This window comes from Acinetobacter sp. NIPH 1852 (assembly GCF_022549455.1).
In the GTDB taxonomy this organism is placed as follows: domain Bacteria; phylum Pseudomonadota; class Gammaproteobacteria; order Pseudomonadales; family Moraxellaceae; genus Acinetobacter.
The window spans coordinates 1-14,518 of the sequence record NZ_JAKZGG010000006.1; the positions used below are offsets into that span (position 1 = coordinate 1).

A 14,518-nucleotide genomic window follows, 5' to 3' on the forward strand; every position below is an offset into this window, starting at 1 on the left:
GACATTATTGGTTGTAAGCTGAACTGCTCGTATTTGTAGGGTTTTAGCATCTATACCAATATGAAGTTTACGCCATTGGCGACGATATTCAGGTCTATGTTTCTTGCGTTTCCATTCGCCCTCACCTAGAAACTTCATGCCTGTAGAGTCCATGAGTAGATGCAGCCCATCGCTACTTTTTTGGTAGCTGATTACAATATCAATATGCTTTTGTCTTCTACAAAGCGTACTGTAATCTGGTGCGGTCCAATTTAATCCGCAAAGTTTAATCAGACTTTGCACAAAGCCAGTGACCATACGTAAAGATAGACGGAATAAGGATTTAATCATTAAGCAGCATTGGATGGCTGCGTCGGAGTAGGTTTGATTTCGCCCTTGTTTGCCTTTTGATGGAGCATACCATTGCGTAGCAGGATCAAACCAAAGGGCAATATTTCCGCGATTAATGAGTGCTCGGTTATATGCGGGCCAATTGGTTGTGCGGTAGATTTTGTGTGTAGGCTTCTTCATTTGAAAATTATATCGCTGAAAAAGCCTTTACAGATAGGTTTGTGCAACAAAGCCAAGAAAATGTATTAAACAAAACCCGTTGGTCGCGGGTCAAACCGATCAAGCACTATTGAAAATTTATCAGCAGGTTTGTGATAAATCGAATGCTAGTCAAGTCAATGATTTATTGGCTCAAGCAGCGATGCGAATGTATGAGCTGAAACAACCCATGAATGCTTTGACGTTGGCAAATGAATTGCAACAAAAAAATATTCAAGGCGCGACGTTGACTGATGTCACTTTCCTAGCGAGTGTTGATATTGCAAATAATGCATTACAACACATGCGAACCGATGAAATGCGTTATCTCAGTACAGATTTAACTTATCCACCTGCTAAACAGCTTAGCGAGAATATTCGTACCGCATTACCTGCGCCTGTGATTACGACCAAGGTTGTAGAGGAAGCACCTAAAAAAGAAGCTCGAAGTACGAGCACCGCGAATCGACGTGTAGTAAGTCAACCTAAAGCACGAACCACTTCTGCACCGCGTAACACCACACAGACTGCTGCACCAGCAAGTCGTCCGACAACCACAACACCAAGTGCTGTTCGACCGACAGGTACGAATCCATTCGCTTCGTTGAAAAAATAATCAAGGGTATAGAGTTATGGCAAAAAGAGAAAGCGTACAGAAAAAATTGCAACGTATTCGTCCTCCTCGTGTGCAGCTCACTTACGATGTCGAAGTGGGTGATGGTAGAGAGTCTAAAGAATTGCCTTTTGTCGTTGGGGTGATGGGCGACTTTTCTGCTGCTTCAGAGCTTGAAAAGACCAAATTAAAAGACAAGAAATTCATCAATGTTGATTTGGACAATATTGATGAAGTGATGGAGTCTTTAGCACCGAGAGCGGCATTTCAAGTTGAGAATACATTGACTGAAGAGGGCGGACGTATGTCTGTCGACTTAACTTTTAATTCAATGGAAGATTTTAGACCTGAGCAAGTTGTACAACAGGTTGATCCTTTACGTAAATTGGTTGCAGCACGTGAACGTTTAACTGATCTTCGAAATAAGATTTCGAATAGTGAACGTTTAGAAGATTTATTGGATGACGTGCTAAAAAATACAGATCAAGTACGCCAACTGAGCGCGGAGGCGGAAAATGAGTAATTTACAAGCTGCAACTGCATCAAATGTAGAAGCTGAATCAGCAAATTTGCTTGATTCGATCGTAGAGCAAAGTCGTATTGCCCGTAATGATGACGAGCATGTCCGCGCTAAAAGTTTGATTGGTGAGTTAGCCAAAGAAGTGATGGCAGGGACGATCACAGTTTCAGAAAATATGACCTTATCGATTGATAAGCGTATTGCCGAAATTGATGCTTTAATTTCAAAGCAGCTTAGTGAAATCATGCACCATGAACAATTTCAGAAAATTGAATCGACATGGCGTGGACTTTACTATTTCTGTCAAGAAACACCTTCGCACTCAATGATTAAAATTCGTATGTTAAATACGACCAAAAAAGAGTTAGTGAAGGACTTCCAAGGTGCAACAGACTTTGATCAAAGTACTTTGTTTAAAAAGATTTATGAAGAAGAATATGGCTCATTTGGTGGTGCACCATACGCTGCGTTAATCGGTGATTTTGAATTTGATCGCACGCCTTCTGATATGTATTTATTGGAGCAAGTTTCGCATGTTGCAGCGGCTGCCCACGCGCCATTTATCTCTGCTGCGAGCCCAAATATTTTAGGTCTTGAATCATTCACTGATATCGATCGTCCACGCGATGTTTCAAAAATCTTTGAAACCGCAGAATATGTGCAATGGCGCTCTTTCCGTGAGAGCGAAGATTCACGTTATGTTGCCCTCACCATGCCGCATGTTTTAGGGCGCTTGCCTTATCATCCGAAAGAAGGCACCGCAACGGAAGGTTTTAACTTCATCGAAGCGGTAACGGGTGAAGACCATAATGATTACTTGTGGATGAATGCCGCTTATGCCTTTGGTACACGTTTAACCAATGCTTTCGATGCACATGGTTGGTGTGCTGCGATTCGTGGTGTAGAAGGTGGTGGTTTAGTTGAAGGTTTGCCAGTGCATACTTTTAAAACCTCCGATGGTGAAGTTGTATTTAAGTGTCCAACAGAGATCGCGATTACTGATCGTCGAGAAAAAGAACTCAGTGACCTCGGTTTCATTCCACTGGTTCATTGCAAAAATACAGACTATGCCGCTTTCTTTGGCGCGCAATCGGCACAAAAACCGAAGAAATATGACAGTGATACTGCCAACGCAAACTCTGCACTTTCAAGTCAGATCCAGTACATCATGGCTGTCTCACGTATCGCACATTATTTAAAAGCAATGATGCGTGACAAAGTGGGCAGCTTTGCATCAGCAGGCAATGTTGAAGCCTTTTTGAACGAATGGCTCTCACAATATGTTTTGCTTGATGATGGTGCATCACAAGAGGCGAAAGCACAATATCCGCTTCGTGAGGCATCAGTAAAAGTTGTAGAAGATCCTGCACAGCCAGGTCACTACAAATCTGTGGTCTTTTTAAGACCACATTTCCAGCTGGATGAGTTGTCTGTTTCTTTGCGACTCGTGACTGAACTACCGCAGTCCTCAAATTAAAAAATGAGATCAGCCAAAAGGGGAGGTTGGTACTTCACAAATGTTTGCGACTAAAGATGTTTTTTAGACGATTCAAGACATAGCTGAGGTGTCAACAGACCCTAAAATAACTTTAAATAAACAGAGGTAATTTTTAAATGAAAGATATATACGTTGAGTTTCGTGGCAAATACAAGGTTGATGGAGAATCTCGTGATTCAGAGCACAAAGGTTGGCTAGAAGTTAACTCTTGGTCTCACAAAATCCGTCAGCCTAAGTCTGCGACTTCAAGTAGTGTTGGGGGGCATACTGCTGAGCGTGTTGAGCACGAAGATATGATTTTCCTTAAAGATTTGGATGCAACTAGTCCTAAACTTTGGGAAGCATGTTCTGCTGGTTATACTTTTGATGAAGTACAGATTGATTTTTATCGTGCAAACGGTGATAAGCGTATCAAGTACTTACAAATCAAATTGAAGCACGTTTTAGTTTCAAGTGTAACCCCGATTGTAAATGAAGAAGGCGTTCCAACTGAACAGTTCGGTTTGAAATATGCTGCTGTTGAGTGGACATATAACCAACAAGATATTAACGGTACTGCGAAAGGTGCTGTAACTAAGAAATGGTCACTTTCTAACAATACAGCATCTTACGCTGCATAATTAGAATCGTGATTTTTCATAGAGGTTAATGATTCATTAACCTCTATTTCCCTTATCTTTCTGTTTTATCAAAAATGAATTTAGATCATTTATATCCATATGGGTTTAGGTCAACATTGTTTGATCGCTTATTGCCTGAGCATGAAGATTATTTAAGGGGATTGTCGATTCAACAATTACGGGAGTCGGTTGCTCGTGATTTGGAGGATCTACTCAATACTAGAATTGCGCAGTTTGATACTGATATGGATGAATATCCACTCGCAAAAAAGTCTATTTTGCAGTTTGGGATCATTGATTTCGTTGGACTTTCAACCGCGAACCCGTTGGATCGAGATAAGATTTGTCAGTCTATTGAGCAGTCTATTGCGGCACATGAGCCAAGGTTGCGGCAGATTAAAGTCGAGATGTTGTTAGATGGGCATAATATGGGAGCATTGTGTTTAAGCATTCAGGCCTACTTAAATATCCATCCGTTATATGAACCCGTTTTTTTTGATGCTTTATTAAAACCGACGACACAACAATATGTTATTTCTGCAAGAGCTTAGCGCGAGAGAACTGTGATAGAACAACTTTTACCGTATTATGAAAAACAATTACAAGAGTTCGGTCAACAATCTAGAGAGTTTGCGCAGAAGTATCCAAAGATTGCTCAACGATTATCACTGAACCAAGAACAAATTGATGACCCTCATATTGAGCGGTTAATTCAGGCTTTTTCATTGATTGCGGCACGAATCGATAAAAAGTTAGCAGACAGCTATGACGTATTTACTTATTCGTTATTTGAGGTGATGTTTCCTCAATATTTACGTCATTTTCCAGCCTGTACTGTGGTCAGTTTTGAAGATATTAATAAAATTAAACAACTCACATCACCACATATTATTCCTCAAAAAACGGCATTAAGATCACGTAGTTTTAAAGGCGTGCAATGTGAGTTTAATACCAGCAATGAAGTTCGTTTATTACCTATCGCATTAACGGATTTGGATTTTCAGACTTCACCCAGTACCCATATGCATCTGAATCAGAATGCAACTTTGAGTTTGAAATTTGAAGTATTTAATGACGCTCAGTCTTGTGTGCTTGATGAAAAATTGCCAATTTATTTAGATGCGATCTCAAATTTTCCATTACAAGTCTTGGATAGTATTTTTCAGAAAGAAACAGCTTTTTCAGTACGGATTGGATCACGTATTGTCGAGATTTCCAATCCATTTTTGGTGATGGGTTTCACTGAGCAAGAAAGTTTACTTCCTGTTGATCAACATACGCATCATGCTTATCGGTTGTTGATGGAATATTTTTGTTTTCCTGAAAAATTTAACTATCTCAATCTCGACTTAAGTCAGTTAAAAGGCATCCTGCAACAACAACATTCGAGTTTTGAAATTTTGATTCATCTTAAATTGAATCTAAATGATCAGGCTGTGGTACGTAATTACTCAGAATTGAATATCGCAAATTTCAAATTATTTACCACACCCGCAATTAATCTGTTTGAGAAACAGGCTGAGCCACAAAAAATAGCCCATACCCAATTGCAATATCCATTGGTAACAGATGCGCATCATCCTGAGCTATATCAAGTGTATTCAGTGATTGAGATGAATATGGTGCGGGAAAAAACCAATCAGGAACAAACCTATTTACCTGTGCTCCCTTTCTTCGCTATGAGCCATTACCATAACGATAAAGTACAGTTTTTTTATGCATTGAATTACTTTCCATCGTCCAACAAAACCATGCAGATGGGATATTCAATTGTTTCGAAGCATTTAAAACCGTATGAAATAAAATCAGATTTTATTAGCACTAAATTGTTGTGCTCAAATGGTGATTTAGCGCATGAGGCTTTGGGTCAAAGCAACAATATTTTAAATCTAAATGATAGCAGTTTGGCTCGACGTGCTTTGATTCTCAAACGTCCAACGTCTCCTTTTGAGTTTGATAAAAATAAAAATGAACAGTGGCGAATTATTTCGCATTTGTCATTGAATACTTTGGCATTGATGAAAGGGGATGCGCTGAGCCACCTCAAAGAATTGTTAGCTTTATATAATTTGCCACATTCAAAAGAAAATATTTTATTGATTGACGCATTGAAAACATTAAGTTTTTCGACGACCAATAAATTGGTCAATGCCAAACCATTTCCGATGTTTATTCGGGGAGTGAAAGTAGAGTTAGGTGTGAATCGAAGCGTCTTTAGAGGGCATAGCTTATATATTTTTAGCCAGTTACTCAGCCATATCTTTAATCTTAAAGTGCAGATCAATAGTTTTGTTGATGTGGTTGTTAAAGATAGTCTTAACCAACAGGAGATATACCAATGCGTTCAGAACGTTGGTGGCAAGACGCTTCTGTAGTTGATCAGCTCTTTAAAAAGGCGGGCACTTTTGAGTTTATTCAGTCAGCTCGGCTATTGCGGCATGTGCCTCATGCACCTGTGTCTCGAAATTGGTCAGAAGATTTTAAGTTTGAAACATCATTTAGTTTAAGTTTTCCTGCCACTGAAATTGAAGAGTTACGCTATCAAGATGAACGTATTTATTTGACAAATCTTGTTGTGGGTTTAACAGGCACACAAGGTACGCTGCCTTATACCTATACCAATAAATTAAAACAAAGTTCGAGACAGCAAAGACTCGAAGCGAAAGAGTTTTTGGGATTGTTTAATCATACTTTGACCGCGAAGTATGTTGATGCAAGCCTGACTTACAATTTACCGATCCGTTATGAAATCGAACAGGATAATCATTACCTCGATATTCTGCATGCCTTAAATGGTTATATTAGTTCCCAACATGAGCAGCAGAATTTAGACGAATATTTTGCGGAATTTGCAGGCTTGATGCAAGGACAGAACAATACTGCTCATGCATTAAAAACGGTATTAACTTGTGTGTTTAATGAGCAGGTTTGTATTCAGGAATTTGTGAAAGAAAAATTCCAGTTAGGTGACGAACAGAAGACCAGCTTGGGTGGGAAAAATCCAAGCTTGTTGGGGGTGAATACCTTTTGTGGGGATACGGTACAACAAATCGATGGCAAGATTGAAATACAAATTGGCCCATTAAAACGAGAGCAGTATTTGGCTTTTTTACCCGAACAACCATTAAATAAAAAATTGAAGCATTTGATCCAAACGTGGTGTAGCCCAACGTTGTTTATCGATGTTCGACTGATCTTGGATAAAAGTGAAATTGGCCCAATGGGTTTAAATTCGACCCATAATATTGGTTTAGGGCAAGGGGCGTTTTTAATGCCATCCACACAATTACAACATAACATCGAAACGCGTTATGCACTGTTAGGGGCGGCATAATGATCAAGAAGATTATCGCAATATTTATCACTTGTTTCATCTTGGTCGGGTTGGTTGTGATTTATTTTTGGCGTGATACCCAATATCAACCAGAATCAGGCGATCTCATCCATTATTTCTTTATATTACCTTTAATCATCACCTCAGTTTTGATTTTACCGTGGTTGATATATCTGGCTTTTCAAAAGTATAAAGATAAAAAGCAACAAGCCTTAGCCACTGAGCAAAGTCAAAATATTGAAGCTACTGAGCAAAAAGAAGTCCAAAAAAGCACTTGGTTAGAACTGAACATTTATGCGGCAGGAGCATACAGTGCTTTAGGTGAAAATGATTCAACGCTTGAGGGCATCAAGACGCTTGCGGGGCCGTTGTTGGATAGTAATTTATCGGATGCGCATGGATCGCCAGTTTTGTCTTATCGTATTGAGGCATTGGATCAGTTGCTCAGTGAAGATACAGCTTTAGATATGCAATTTGTCAGCATGCGACAGCAGCGAATCACGTTACTTATTCATCATCAAATTCAACAGCATAATGAAATGTTGAGTGCTATCTCAGATCATTTACAACGTTCTAGTTTGTTTTATGAAAGCCAGAATTTGCATGAGTACCGTATGCATCCTGCTTGGATAGATCCAACCGTGTCGAGTGATGAGGAAACTGAATTAAAACAGATTGAGCAGGTCTATCGGTTAGAGAAGCTCAACCTGCATATTATACTTTCTGAGGATGTGATTCACACTTGGAATGATCAAAGCAGTAATGAAGGTATTCAGACCATTTTCTATGATTTAGGGATCATTCCACAGAAGTTTCATATCGAATATCATTTTGTCAGTCGATCATCTGTGGATCAGTATGTGGTTGAGTTGTTTGATCGAATCCAAAAACAGCCACACGACATTTCCTTGATCATTGCAGCTGATTCTGAACTTGATCAAGAAATTATCGATGAAAAAATGTGGGGCAAAAAAGCCTACATACCTGCTGAATATGTCAGCAGTTTTTGTGTTGCACCTGCGGTGGTTGAGATAGAACAGTTACAACCTTTAAAAACCTTAAAGCTTGTATCAAATCAAAATAATTTAAAGCAAATTTTTGATGAGCTAGATATTCATGATTTACCACAATATGAGGATGAGGTGCCTTTTGTCTTGGTGATTGAAGATGGTTCCGATGTCAAAGTTGTTAAAAAACTAACGCAGTTTTTTGCAGAGAGTCCAATTGAACCGCATCACTATCTTTATTGCCAACCGATGGCTGGGCACACTCAAAACGTCGCAAAAGTTTTTGGATTGATGTTGGGAGCACAGCTTCCAGATCCACAGGTTGCTTTTGTGTATAGCCAAGATTTAAAAGCATTTATTCAAACTTTTTCTGAGATTAAGCAAGATCAGGAAAGCGTTGCGATTGCTGATTGATTAACTTTTTAAGAATTCGAGAACTCAATGTACATCATTTTAGGTTATCTGTGGCAGTACATCACTAATCCGAAAGCAATTATTGCCTTGTCTTTATTTGTGGCACTTGTTTCTTCCTATTCGGTTATTCCACGTCATATTTTTCTGGCTTTGGCTGCAACCTATGTACTGGGTTTAATCGGCTATGGCATCTATTGGTTGATCCAAAGAAAACGCCATGCTGCACAGGGTGAAGAGTTAGCCAACGCGATTGAGCAAGAAAGTAGTGCTGAACATGGTCAACAAAAAGATAAGGCTGAATTACAGTTAATCCATCAGCAGATGAAAGAGTCGATTCAGTTGATTCGCAAATCAAAATTAGGCGATAAAAAAGGCAATGCTGCGCTTTATGAATTGCCTTGGTATATGGTGATTGGTAACCCCGCGGCAGGAAAGAGTTCTGCAATTTATAACTCTGGGTTAAAGTTTCCTTTTGAAGAAACGCATCAAAAAATGGTGTCTGCTGGTCTGAGTGGGACACGTAATTGTGATTGGTTTTTCTCTACAGAGGGAATTTTACTGGATACCGCAGGACGTTATTCGGTCTATTCAGAAGATCATTCTGAATGGTTAGGCTTCCTGAATATTTTAAAGAAAAATCGCTCTAAAGCCCCTGTAAATGGCTTGATTGTGATTGTGAGTATTGCTGAATTGGTCAGTCAGAGTCCTGAAAGCTCATTGAAATTGGCCAAAAACTTACGCGCTCGTATTCAAGATTTGACCGAGAAATTAGAAGTTGTGGTTCCTGTCTATTTGATTTTCTCTAAAATGGATTTGATTGCTGGATTTACGGAGTTCTTCGACTGTTATGAATCGCAAGAATACAACCAAGCTTGGGGAGCGACTTTGCCGTATGAACAGAACTCCTCACAAAATGCCGTCGAATTATTTGATAAACATTACAGCTTGCTTTATGACGGTTTGAAAAGCGTCAGCACGACGCATTTAAGTCGTCGTCATTCGCAAAATATCTCACCAAGTGTCATGACATTCCCACTGGAGTTCAAAACATTAAAGCCTGCACTTAAGAGCTTTATTGGGACGTTGTTTGAAGATAATCCATATCAGTTCCAACCGGTATTCCGTGGTTTCTATTTTACCAGTGCTTTGCAAGAGGGCGTTATTGAAAGCCCAATGACAGAGAACATTGCACAAGAGTTTCAGCTTGAGCATATCCAAAGCAGTACCCAAGAAGGCATCACACCATCAGTTGCGCCGAATCATGGTTATTTCTTACATGGATTGTTCTCGAATGTCATTTTGCGAGATAAGGATTTAGTAAAACAGCACATTAACCCTGCTAAAAAACGTCAACGCTATATCGCATTTATTGGCGCATTGGTGGGCGTTTCACTGATATTGGGAGTATGGGTCTGGTCATATCGCAATAACCAACAATTGATCAGCGACGTACAGGCAGATTTAGATAAAGTTGTGCATTTGGAAAAGTCATCTGGTGGACAACTCTCAACGCAACTTGAAGCTTTGTTAATCTTACAAGAGCGTCTACAACAACTGGATGAGTTCGATAACAATCGCCCGCTCAAATTTAGTTTCGGTTTGTATCAAGGCAATCAATTACGTGAAAGTTTAAAAGCTGAATACTTGAAAGGTATCAAGCAGATCGTGTTGACGCCAACTCAGCAAAATATCGCGCAATATTTACAACGTGTTAAAAATAATGAAACAACGTTGAAAGAAAATCATGTCAATGTCGAAATCAAGCAGGTTGCTAAAACCCAACAGTATTTAGAGCCGTCTGATAGCAACCCGCAAGATGCTTATAACGCGCTTAAAGCTTATCTGATGATGAGCAATCCTGAATACATGGACAGTAGTCATTTGAGTGATCAAGTCTCTCGTTTTTGGCGTTCTTGGTTAGACAGTAACCGTGGACAAATGCCACGTGGCGAGATGATTCAGGATGCGGAAAAGATTCTTTCTTATGCGATGACCTTGGCCAATCAAAGTGGTTTCCCTATCTTGGAAACAGATGCACAAGTGGTTGATCAAACGCGTCAAGTATTGTTGTCTGTCGTACAAGGTATGCCAGCACGTGATCGTGTTTATAATGAAATTAAAATGCGTGCTGCAGTGCGTTTTCCAGCGGTGACCGTTGGTCAAATTGTTGGGGAGCAAAATCGAGGTATCGTGTTAGGTAGTTATGCATTGCCAGGTGTTTTCACTCAGAAAGCATGGGATGAATATGTGGAAACCGCCATCGATGATGCAGCAAACAAACCAACAGATAGCAAAGATTGGGTGTTGAATAGCCGTCAATCGGACGATCTCACGTTCTCTGGTAGCCCTGAGCAGATTCGTAAACAATTGGTGGCGTTGTATAAGCAAGAATATGTAGCAGAATGGAAGAAGTTCCTGAATGGTATTTATTATGCAAAAGCGGATCAGTTTAGCCAACAGGTCAAAAGTATTGATGTTCTAGGTGAACCACAAAACTCACCAATTCGTGTGCTATTACAACGTATTGCCATTGAAACCAATTGGGATAATCCAATTGTGCAAGCAGAACTGGCGATCCCTGAAAAAGGCTTTGTTGCGTGGTTCAAGCGAAAAGTCTTAAAAAGCTCTGATGATCAACGTACTATTCAAGCCATGAATAAAGCACAGGGTGCAATTTCGCAAGAGTACCAAATGTTCTATCAATTGGTACGTAAGCGTGATGATCTACAAGACAAATCATTATTTGATGAGTATATGAATCATCTCGCGCAGGTGCGTAGTAAGTTCAATGACCTCAAAACAGCAGGTGAGATTGGACCAAGTGCAATGGCATTGGTGAAACAGACCATTACTGATCAAACTTCTGTCTTTAACACTACCCAGAAGTATGTTGATGAGAAAATGATGGTGGGTATGAAAGAAGCCGATCAGCAAGTGGCACAGAAATTATTGATGAGTCCGTTGACGCAGGCATTTTCAAGTTTGATCCTGCCAACTCAGGATGAGTTAAATAAACTTTGGGGGATACAAGCATATCAACCGTTCCAAACCAATCTTAGTCAGAAGTATCCATTCAATTCGAGTGTAACGTTACAAGCCACCAGTAATGAAATCGGTCAGATCTTTGGTGAAACAGGCAGTATTTCTCGCTTTGTGAAAGAGGCTTTAGATCCATTTGTGATTCGCCGTGGTTATGTGTTGACTTCTAAGACGTGGAAAGATTTAGGCATCAGCCTGAATCCACAATTTGTGATGGCTTTCCAACAATATGTTGCACCGATCAATGGTATGGCAACAGGTAGTTTAGATCAGCCTGCGGCTGCGCCAGCATCGAACCAATCTAACTTCCAGTTTTATCCATTACAGAACCCACAATTCTTGTCTTATACCATTGATATTGATGGTCAACGTATGGTCTATGAAAATGGCATTCAACAATGGGTGAATTTTGTTTGGCCAAATAAAGGCGCGATTCCTGGTGCGCGTATCACTGCGATCGATCTAGAAGGACAAACGCATACTATCTTTGATGAACCTGGTGAGTACGGGATTAATCGTTTGATTGATAGTGCACAACGTAAAGAGCAAAATGGTAGCTTTGAGATGGTTTGGAAGAGCAAGGCAAATCCAGCATTATCATTGAAAGTAAACTTCCGATTAATCAGTGGCAATAGCTCAGGCAATGTTGGATCGAGCCGTGGTTATACAGGTTTAAAACTTGTGGATAAAGTGGTGACTGAGAAAGCAGTTCGCGTTGTCTCTGCTCAAATGACTCCAAACAATAGTGTTGCAGCAGCATCACAATCTTCTACTGTTTCGCCATCTCAAGGAGCAACACCGTAATGATTAGGATGATCACGCAGTACCGTGGGGAGGGCGTATGCAAGCAGTAAAAACCACGCCGTTATATTATGGAAAAACGCCTGCTCGTGGGGATTTTATTAAATCCAAAGGTCAATATGCGTTAATTCAAGTGCTTGATCAGTGGATCACTGAAGCACTTGAACATGCAATGCAAGCACCTGAGTTTAAGCAGCGCTATGAGGCATTGCCTGCACTCGATTTCTTTATTGCAAATCCTTCAGAATCGATGTTCTTGGTCGCAAACTTGATTGCCAGCCAAGATAGTTCAGGACGAGCGTTCCCGATGGTGTTGAGTCAATTACTAGAGATTGAACAGCCTTATCAGAATCTGTTGCTTGCACCTTATTTTTATAAGTCGGTGTTGGTGGATTTATTTCAACGAAATCGAGTATTACGCAGTATCCGCGATACGGATGTGATGTTGGATAAGTTAAACAATTTACCCAATTTAGTGCAGGTTTTTACCGCATCAGAATGCAATAGTTTTTATGAAAATCATACTTTGCACTCATTTGCCCAATTGATGAAAATCAATGTTTATCAACTTGTACAAAGTATGATTGGATTGGGGCTTTTGCTTCAACCCATCCTGAAAAATGGCACCAGTCGTCTAAATAAAGTGCTAATTTTGCCGATCAATAATCATATGTATTGCTATGAAATTGCTGCTTTTTGGGTAGGCATGATTGGACGCTTTTTAGAGAAAAGTAATACCGAAATATTGATTGGTATCTTGCATCGGGAAGAACCGATTTTATTCATCGGTTTTCAAGGGGCAGATATCATGGCTTTAAGTGATTTGTTTACTCAGAATATGCAGAGTGATCATTGGGTATCTTTGATTCAAGCAGAATGGATTGATGCTTATCTTGAACAGAATGCAGGTCTCGCCACTTTAGAGCAATCATTGTGTCAACGTCAGTTAAGCCTTAACCAAGGTTTAAAGCTATTTCGACAAACTTTTTTAGATGAATAAATATGACAAATAATACGAAGTTTATATTGGGTGGTTGGGCCGTTGCCTTATTGGGTTTAGCGCTGAGTCCTTTGACAATGGCAGCACCGATTGTGGTTGAAGGCGTTGTTCCGAATGAAGCAAGTAAACAGGCGATTTTGGTTAAAATGCAGTCGGTTTATGGGGCAGATCAAGTGGTCGACAAGATTCAGGTTCGTCCTGTTTCAGCGCCAAACGGTTGGAGTGATTCGGTGACACGTGTCATTACACCAGATCTCAAGAAAGTGAAGCAGGGGCAACTGCGGGTACAAGGGACTCAGATTGAACTGACTGGGAAAATGACAAATCCAAATGAAATCCAACCCACAGCATCAAATTTTCAGTCTTTAGTGCAACAGCCCTATCGGTTTAATGCCCAACTGTCTGTAAATCTAGCTGAGCAGAAAGTCATTGATGATGCTTTAAAAGATCGCATCATTGAGTTTGAATCAGGTAGTGCGATTTTAACTGACGCAGGTAAACGAATTTTGGATGAAATGGCCGTTGCTTTAAATAAGGTAGGCGGTAAGCAAGTCCGAATCATTGGGCATACCGATAGTTCGGGCGATGCCAATAAAAATACGCTTCTGAGTAAGGAACGTGCTGTCGCTGTACAAGATTATTTAGTGGCTAAGAATATTGCAACAGATCGTTTAAGTACGGAAGGTAAGGGTTCTAGTCAACCGATCGCTGATAATACAACAGCAGATGGTCGCCGTAAAAATCGTCGAATTGAGTTCGAAGTACTTTAATTTTATAGCATCAAAGATGAGAGGGATGTGATTATGGCAACACCCTATATTGTGATTGGTTGTCCAACAACTGGTGGTGGGAAGGTCATTTCTGGAAATAGTAGCTTCTTGATTGAAGGTATCCCCATTGCATGTGTCGGTGATAAAGCAACTTGTCCAAAGCATCAAACGGTTTCGACGATTATTGCAGGCGATCCAAATATGCAGGTGATGGGTAAAATGGCTGCACGGGTCAATGATCCTCTGTCTTGTGGTTGTAAATTGTTGCCGAAGCAGAGTCTGGTTGTGAAAGGCTAATTCTATTTAGTTTGATCTTCCGCAAATGATCTAAAAGCAAAGCACTGGCTAATTGTGGTTTTTCGTGTATCTTTATT

12 protein-coding genes and 1 pseudogene are annotated in these 14,518 nt (G+C 40.1%); 12 read left to right on the top strand and 1 reads right to left on the bottom strand.

Going from position 1 to position 14,518, the window contains the following annotated elements:
* A partial coding sequence (locus MMO38_RS06260) for an IS5 family transposase (protein WP_241322950.1) occupies nt 1–510 on the bottom strand: 510 nt, incomplete at its 3' end.
* Between the two features lie 58 nt (nt 511–568).
* Here MMO38_RS06260 and MMO38_RS06265 point away from each other — a divergent pair.
* From MMO38_RS06265 to MMO38_RS06320, 12 genes and pseudogenes are all read left to right on the top strand, one after another.
* Nucleotides 569–1,144: pseudogene (locus tag MMO38_RS06265) on the top strand (hypothetical protein); the annotation flags it as partial.
* Between the two features lie 16 nt (nt 1,145–1,160).
* Complete coding sequence (gene tssB, locus MMO38_RS06270) at nt 1,161–1,664, top strand: type VI secretion system contractile sheath small subunit (RefSeq protein WP_005195653.1); 504 nt, start codon at nt 1,161–1,163, stop codon at nt 1,662–1,664.
* On the top strand, nt 1,657–3,138 hold the full coding sequence (tssC, locus tag MMO38_RS06275; RefSeq protein ID WP_005195655.1) for a type VI secretion system contractile sheath large subunit: 1,482 nt from the start codon (nt 1,657–1,659) through the stop codon (nt 3,136–3,138). Before tssB ends, tssC begins: the two co-directional genes overlap by 8 nt.
* Before the next feature lie 137 nt (nt 3,139–3,275).
* Nucleotides 3,276–3,779, top strand: a complete 504-nt coding sequence (locus MMO38_RS06280) for a type VI secretion system tube protein Hcp (RefSeq protein ID WP_005195657.1) — start codon at nt 3,276–3,278, stop codon at nt 3,777–3,779.
* Nucleotides 3,780–3,853: 74 nt separating this feature from the next.
* On the top strand, nt 3,854–4,330 hold the full coding sequence (gene tssE, locus MMO38_RS06285) for a type VI secretion system baseplate subunit TssE (RefSeq protein WP_005195659.1): 477 nt from the start codon (nt 3,854–3,856) through the stop codon (nt 4,328–4,330).
* Between the two features lie 12 nt (nt 4,331–4,342).
* Complete coding sequence (gene tssF, locus MMO38_RS06290) at nt 4,343–6,154, top strand: type VI secretion system baseplate subunit TssF (protein WP_241322951.1); 1,812 nt, start codon at nt 4,343–4,345, stop codon at nt 6,152–6,154.
* Nucleotides 6,118–7,113 (top strand): type VI secretion system baseplate subunit TssG, encoded by a 996-nt coding sequence (gene tssG / locus MMO38_RS06295; protein WP_241322952.1) that lies wholly within the window; start codon nt 6,118–6,120, stop codon nt 7,111–7,113. Before tssF ends, tssG begins: the two co-directional genes overlap by 37 nt.
* Nucleotides 7,113–8,534, top strand: a complete 1,422-nt coding sequence (locus tag MMO38_RS06300; RefSeq protein WP_241322953.1) for a hypothetical protein — start codon at nt 7,113–7,115, stop codon at nt 8,532–8,534. Before tssG ends, MMO38_RS06300 begins: the two co-directional genes overlap by 1 nt.
* A gap of 27 nt (nt 8,535–8,561) precedes the next feature.
* On the top strand, nt 8,562–12,377 hold the full coding sequence (gene tssM, locus MMO38_RS06305; RefSeq protein ID WP_241322954.1) for a type VI secretion system membrane subunit TssM: 3,816 nt from the start codon (nt 8,562–8,564) through the stop codon (nt 12,375–12,377).
* 37 nt (nt 12,378–12,414) lie between these two features.
* Nucleotides 12,415–13,374, top strand: a complete 960-nt coding sequence (gene tagF, locus MMO38_RS06310; protein ID WP_005195668.1) for a type VI secretion system-associated protein TagF — start codon at nt 12,415–12,417, stop codon at nt 13,372–13,374.
* Nucleotides 13,375–13,376: 2 nt separating this feature from the next.
* Entirely contained in the window at nt 13,377–14,144 is a 768-nt protein-coding gene (locus MMO38_RS06315) for an OmpA family protein (RefSeq protein WP_241322955.1), read from the top strand.
* 33 nt (nt 14,145–14,177) lie between these two features.
* On the top strand, nt 14,178–14,441 hold the full coding sequence (locus tag MMO38_RS06320; RefSeq protein ID WP_005195670.1) for a PAAR domain-containing protein: 264 nt from the start codon (nt 14,178–14,180) through the stop codon (nt 14,439–14,441).
* Nucleotides 14,442–14,518: the final 77 nt, after the last annotated feature.

Coding starts and splice junctions, on each gene's coding strand:
- tssB (WP_005195653.1), top strand. CDS start 1,161: ATGGCAAAAAGAGAAAGCGTACAGAAAAAATTGCAACGTATTCGTCCT.
- tssC (WP_005195655.1), top strand. CDS start 1,657: ATGAGTAATTTACAAGCTGCAACTGCATCAAATGTAGAAGCTGAATCA.
- MMO38_RS06280 (WP_005195657.1), top strand. CDS start 3,276: ATGAAAGATATATACGTTGAGTTTCGTGGCAAATACAAGGTTGATGGA.
- tssE (WP_005195659.1), top strand. CDS start 3,854: ATGAATTTAGATCATTTATATCCATATGGGTTTAGGTCAACATTGTTT.
- tssG (WP_241322952.1), top strand. CDS start 6,118: ATGCGTTCAGAACGTTGGTGGCAAGACGCTTCTGTAGTTGATCAGCTC.
- MMO38_RS06300 (WP_241322953.1), top strand. CDS start 7,113: ATGATCAAGAAGATTATCGCAATATTTATCACTTGTTTCATCTTGGTC.
- tssM (WP_241322954.1), top strand. CDS start 8,562: ATGTACATCATTTTAGGTTATCTGTGGCAGTACATCACTAATCCGAAA.
- tagF (WP_005195668.1), top strand. CDS start 12,415: ATGCAAGCAGTAAAAACCACGCCGTTATATTATGGAAAAACGCCTGCT.
- MMO38_RS06315 (WP_241322955.1), top strand. CDS start 13,377: ATGACAAATAATACGAAGTTTATATTGGGTGGTTGGGCCGTTGCCTTA.
- MMO38_RS06320 (WP_005195670.1), top strand. CDS start 14,178: ATGGCAACACCCTATATTGTGATTGGTTGTCCAACAACTGGTGGTGGG.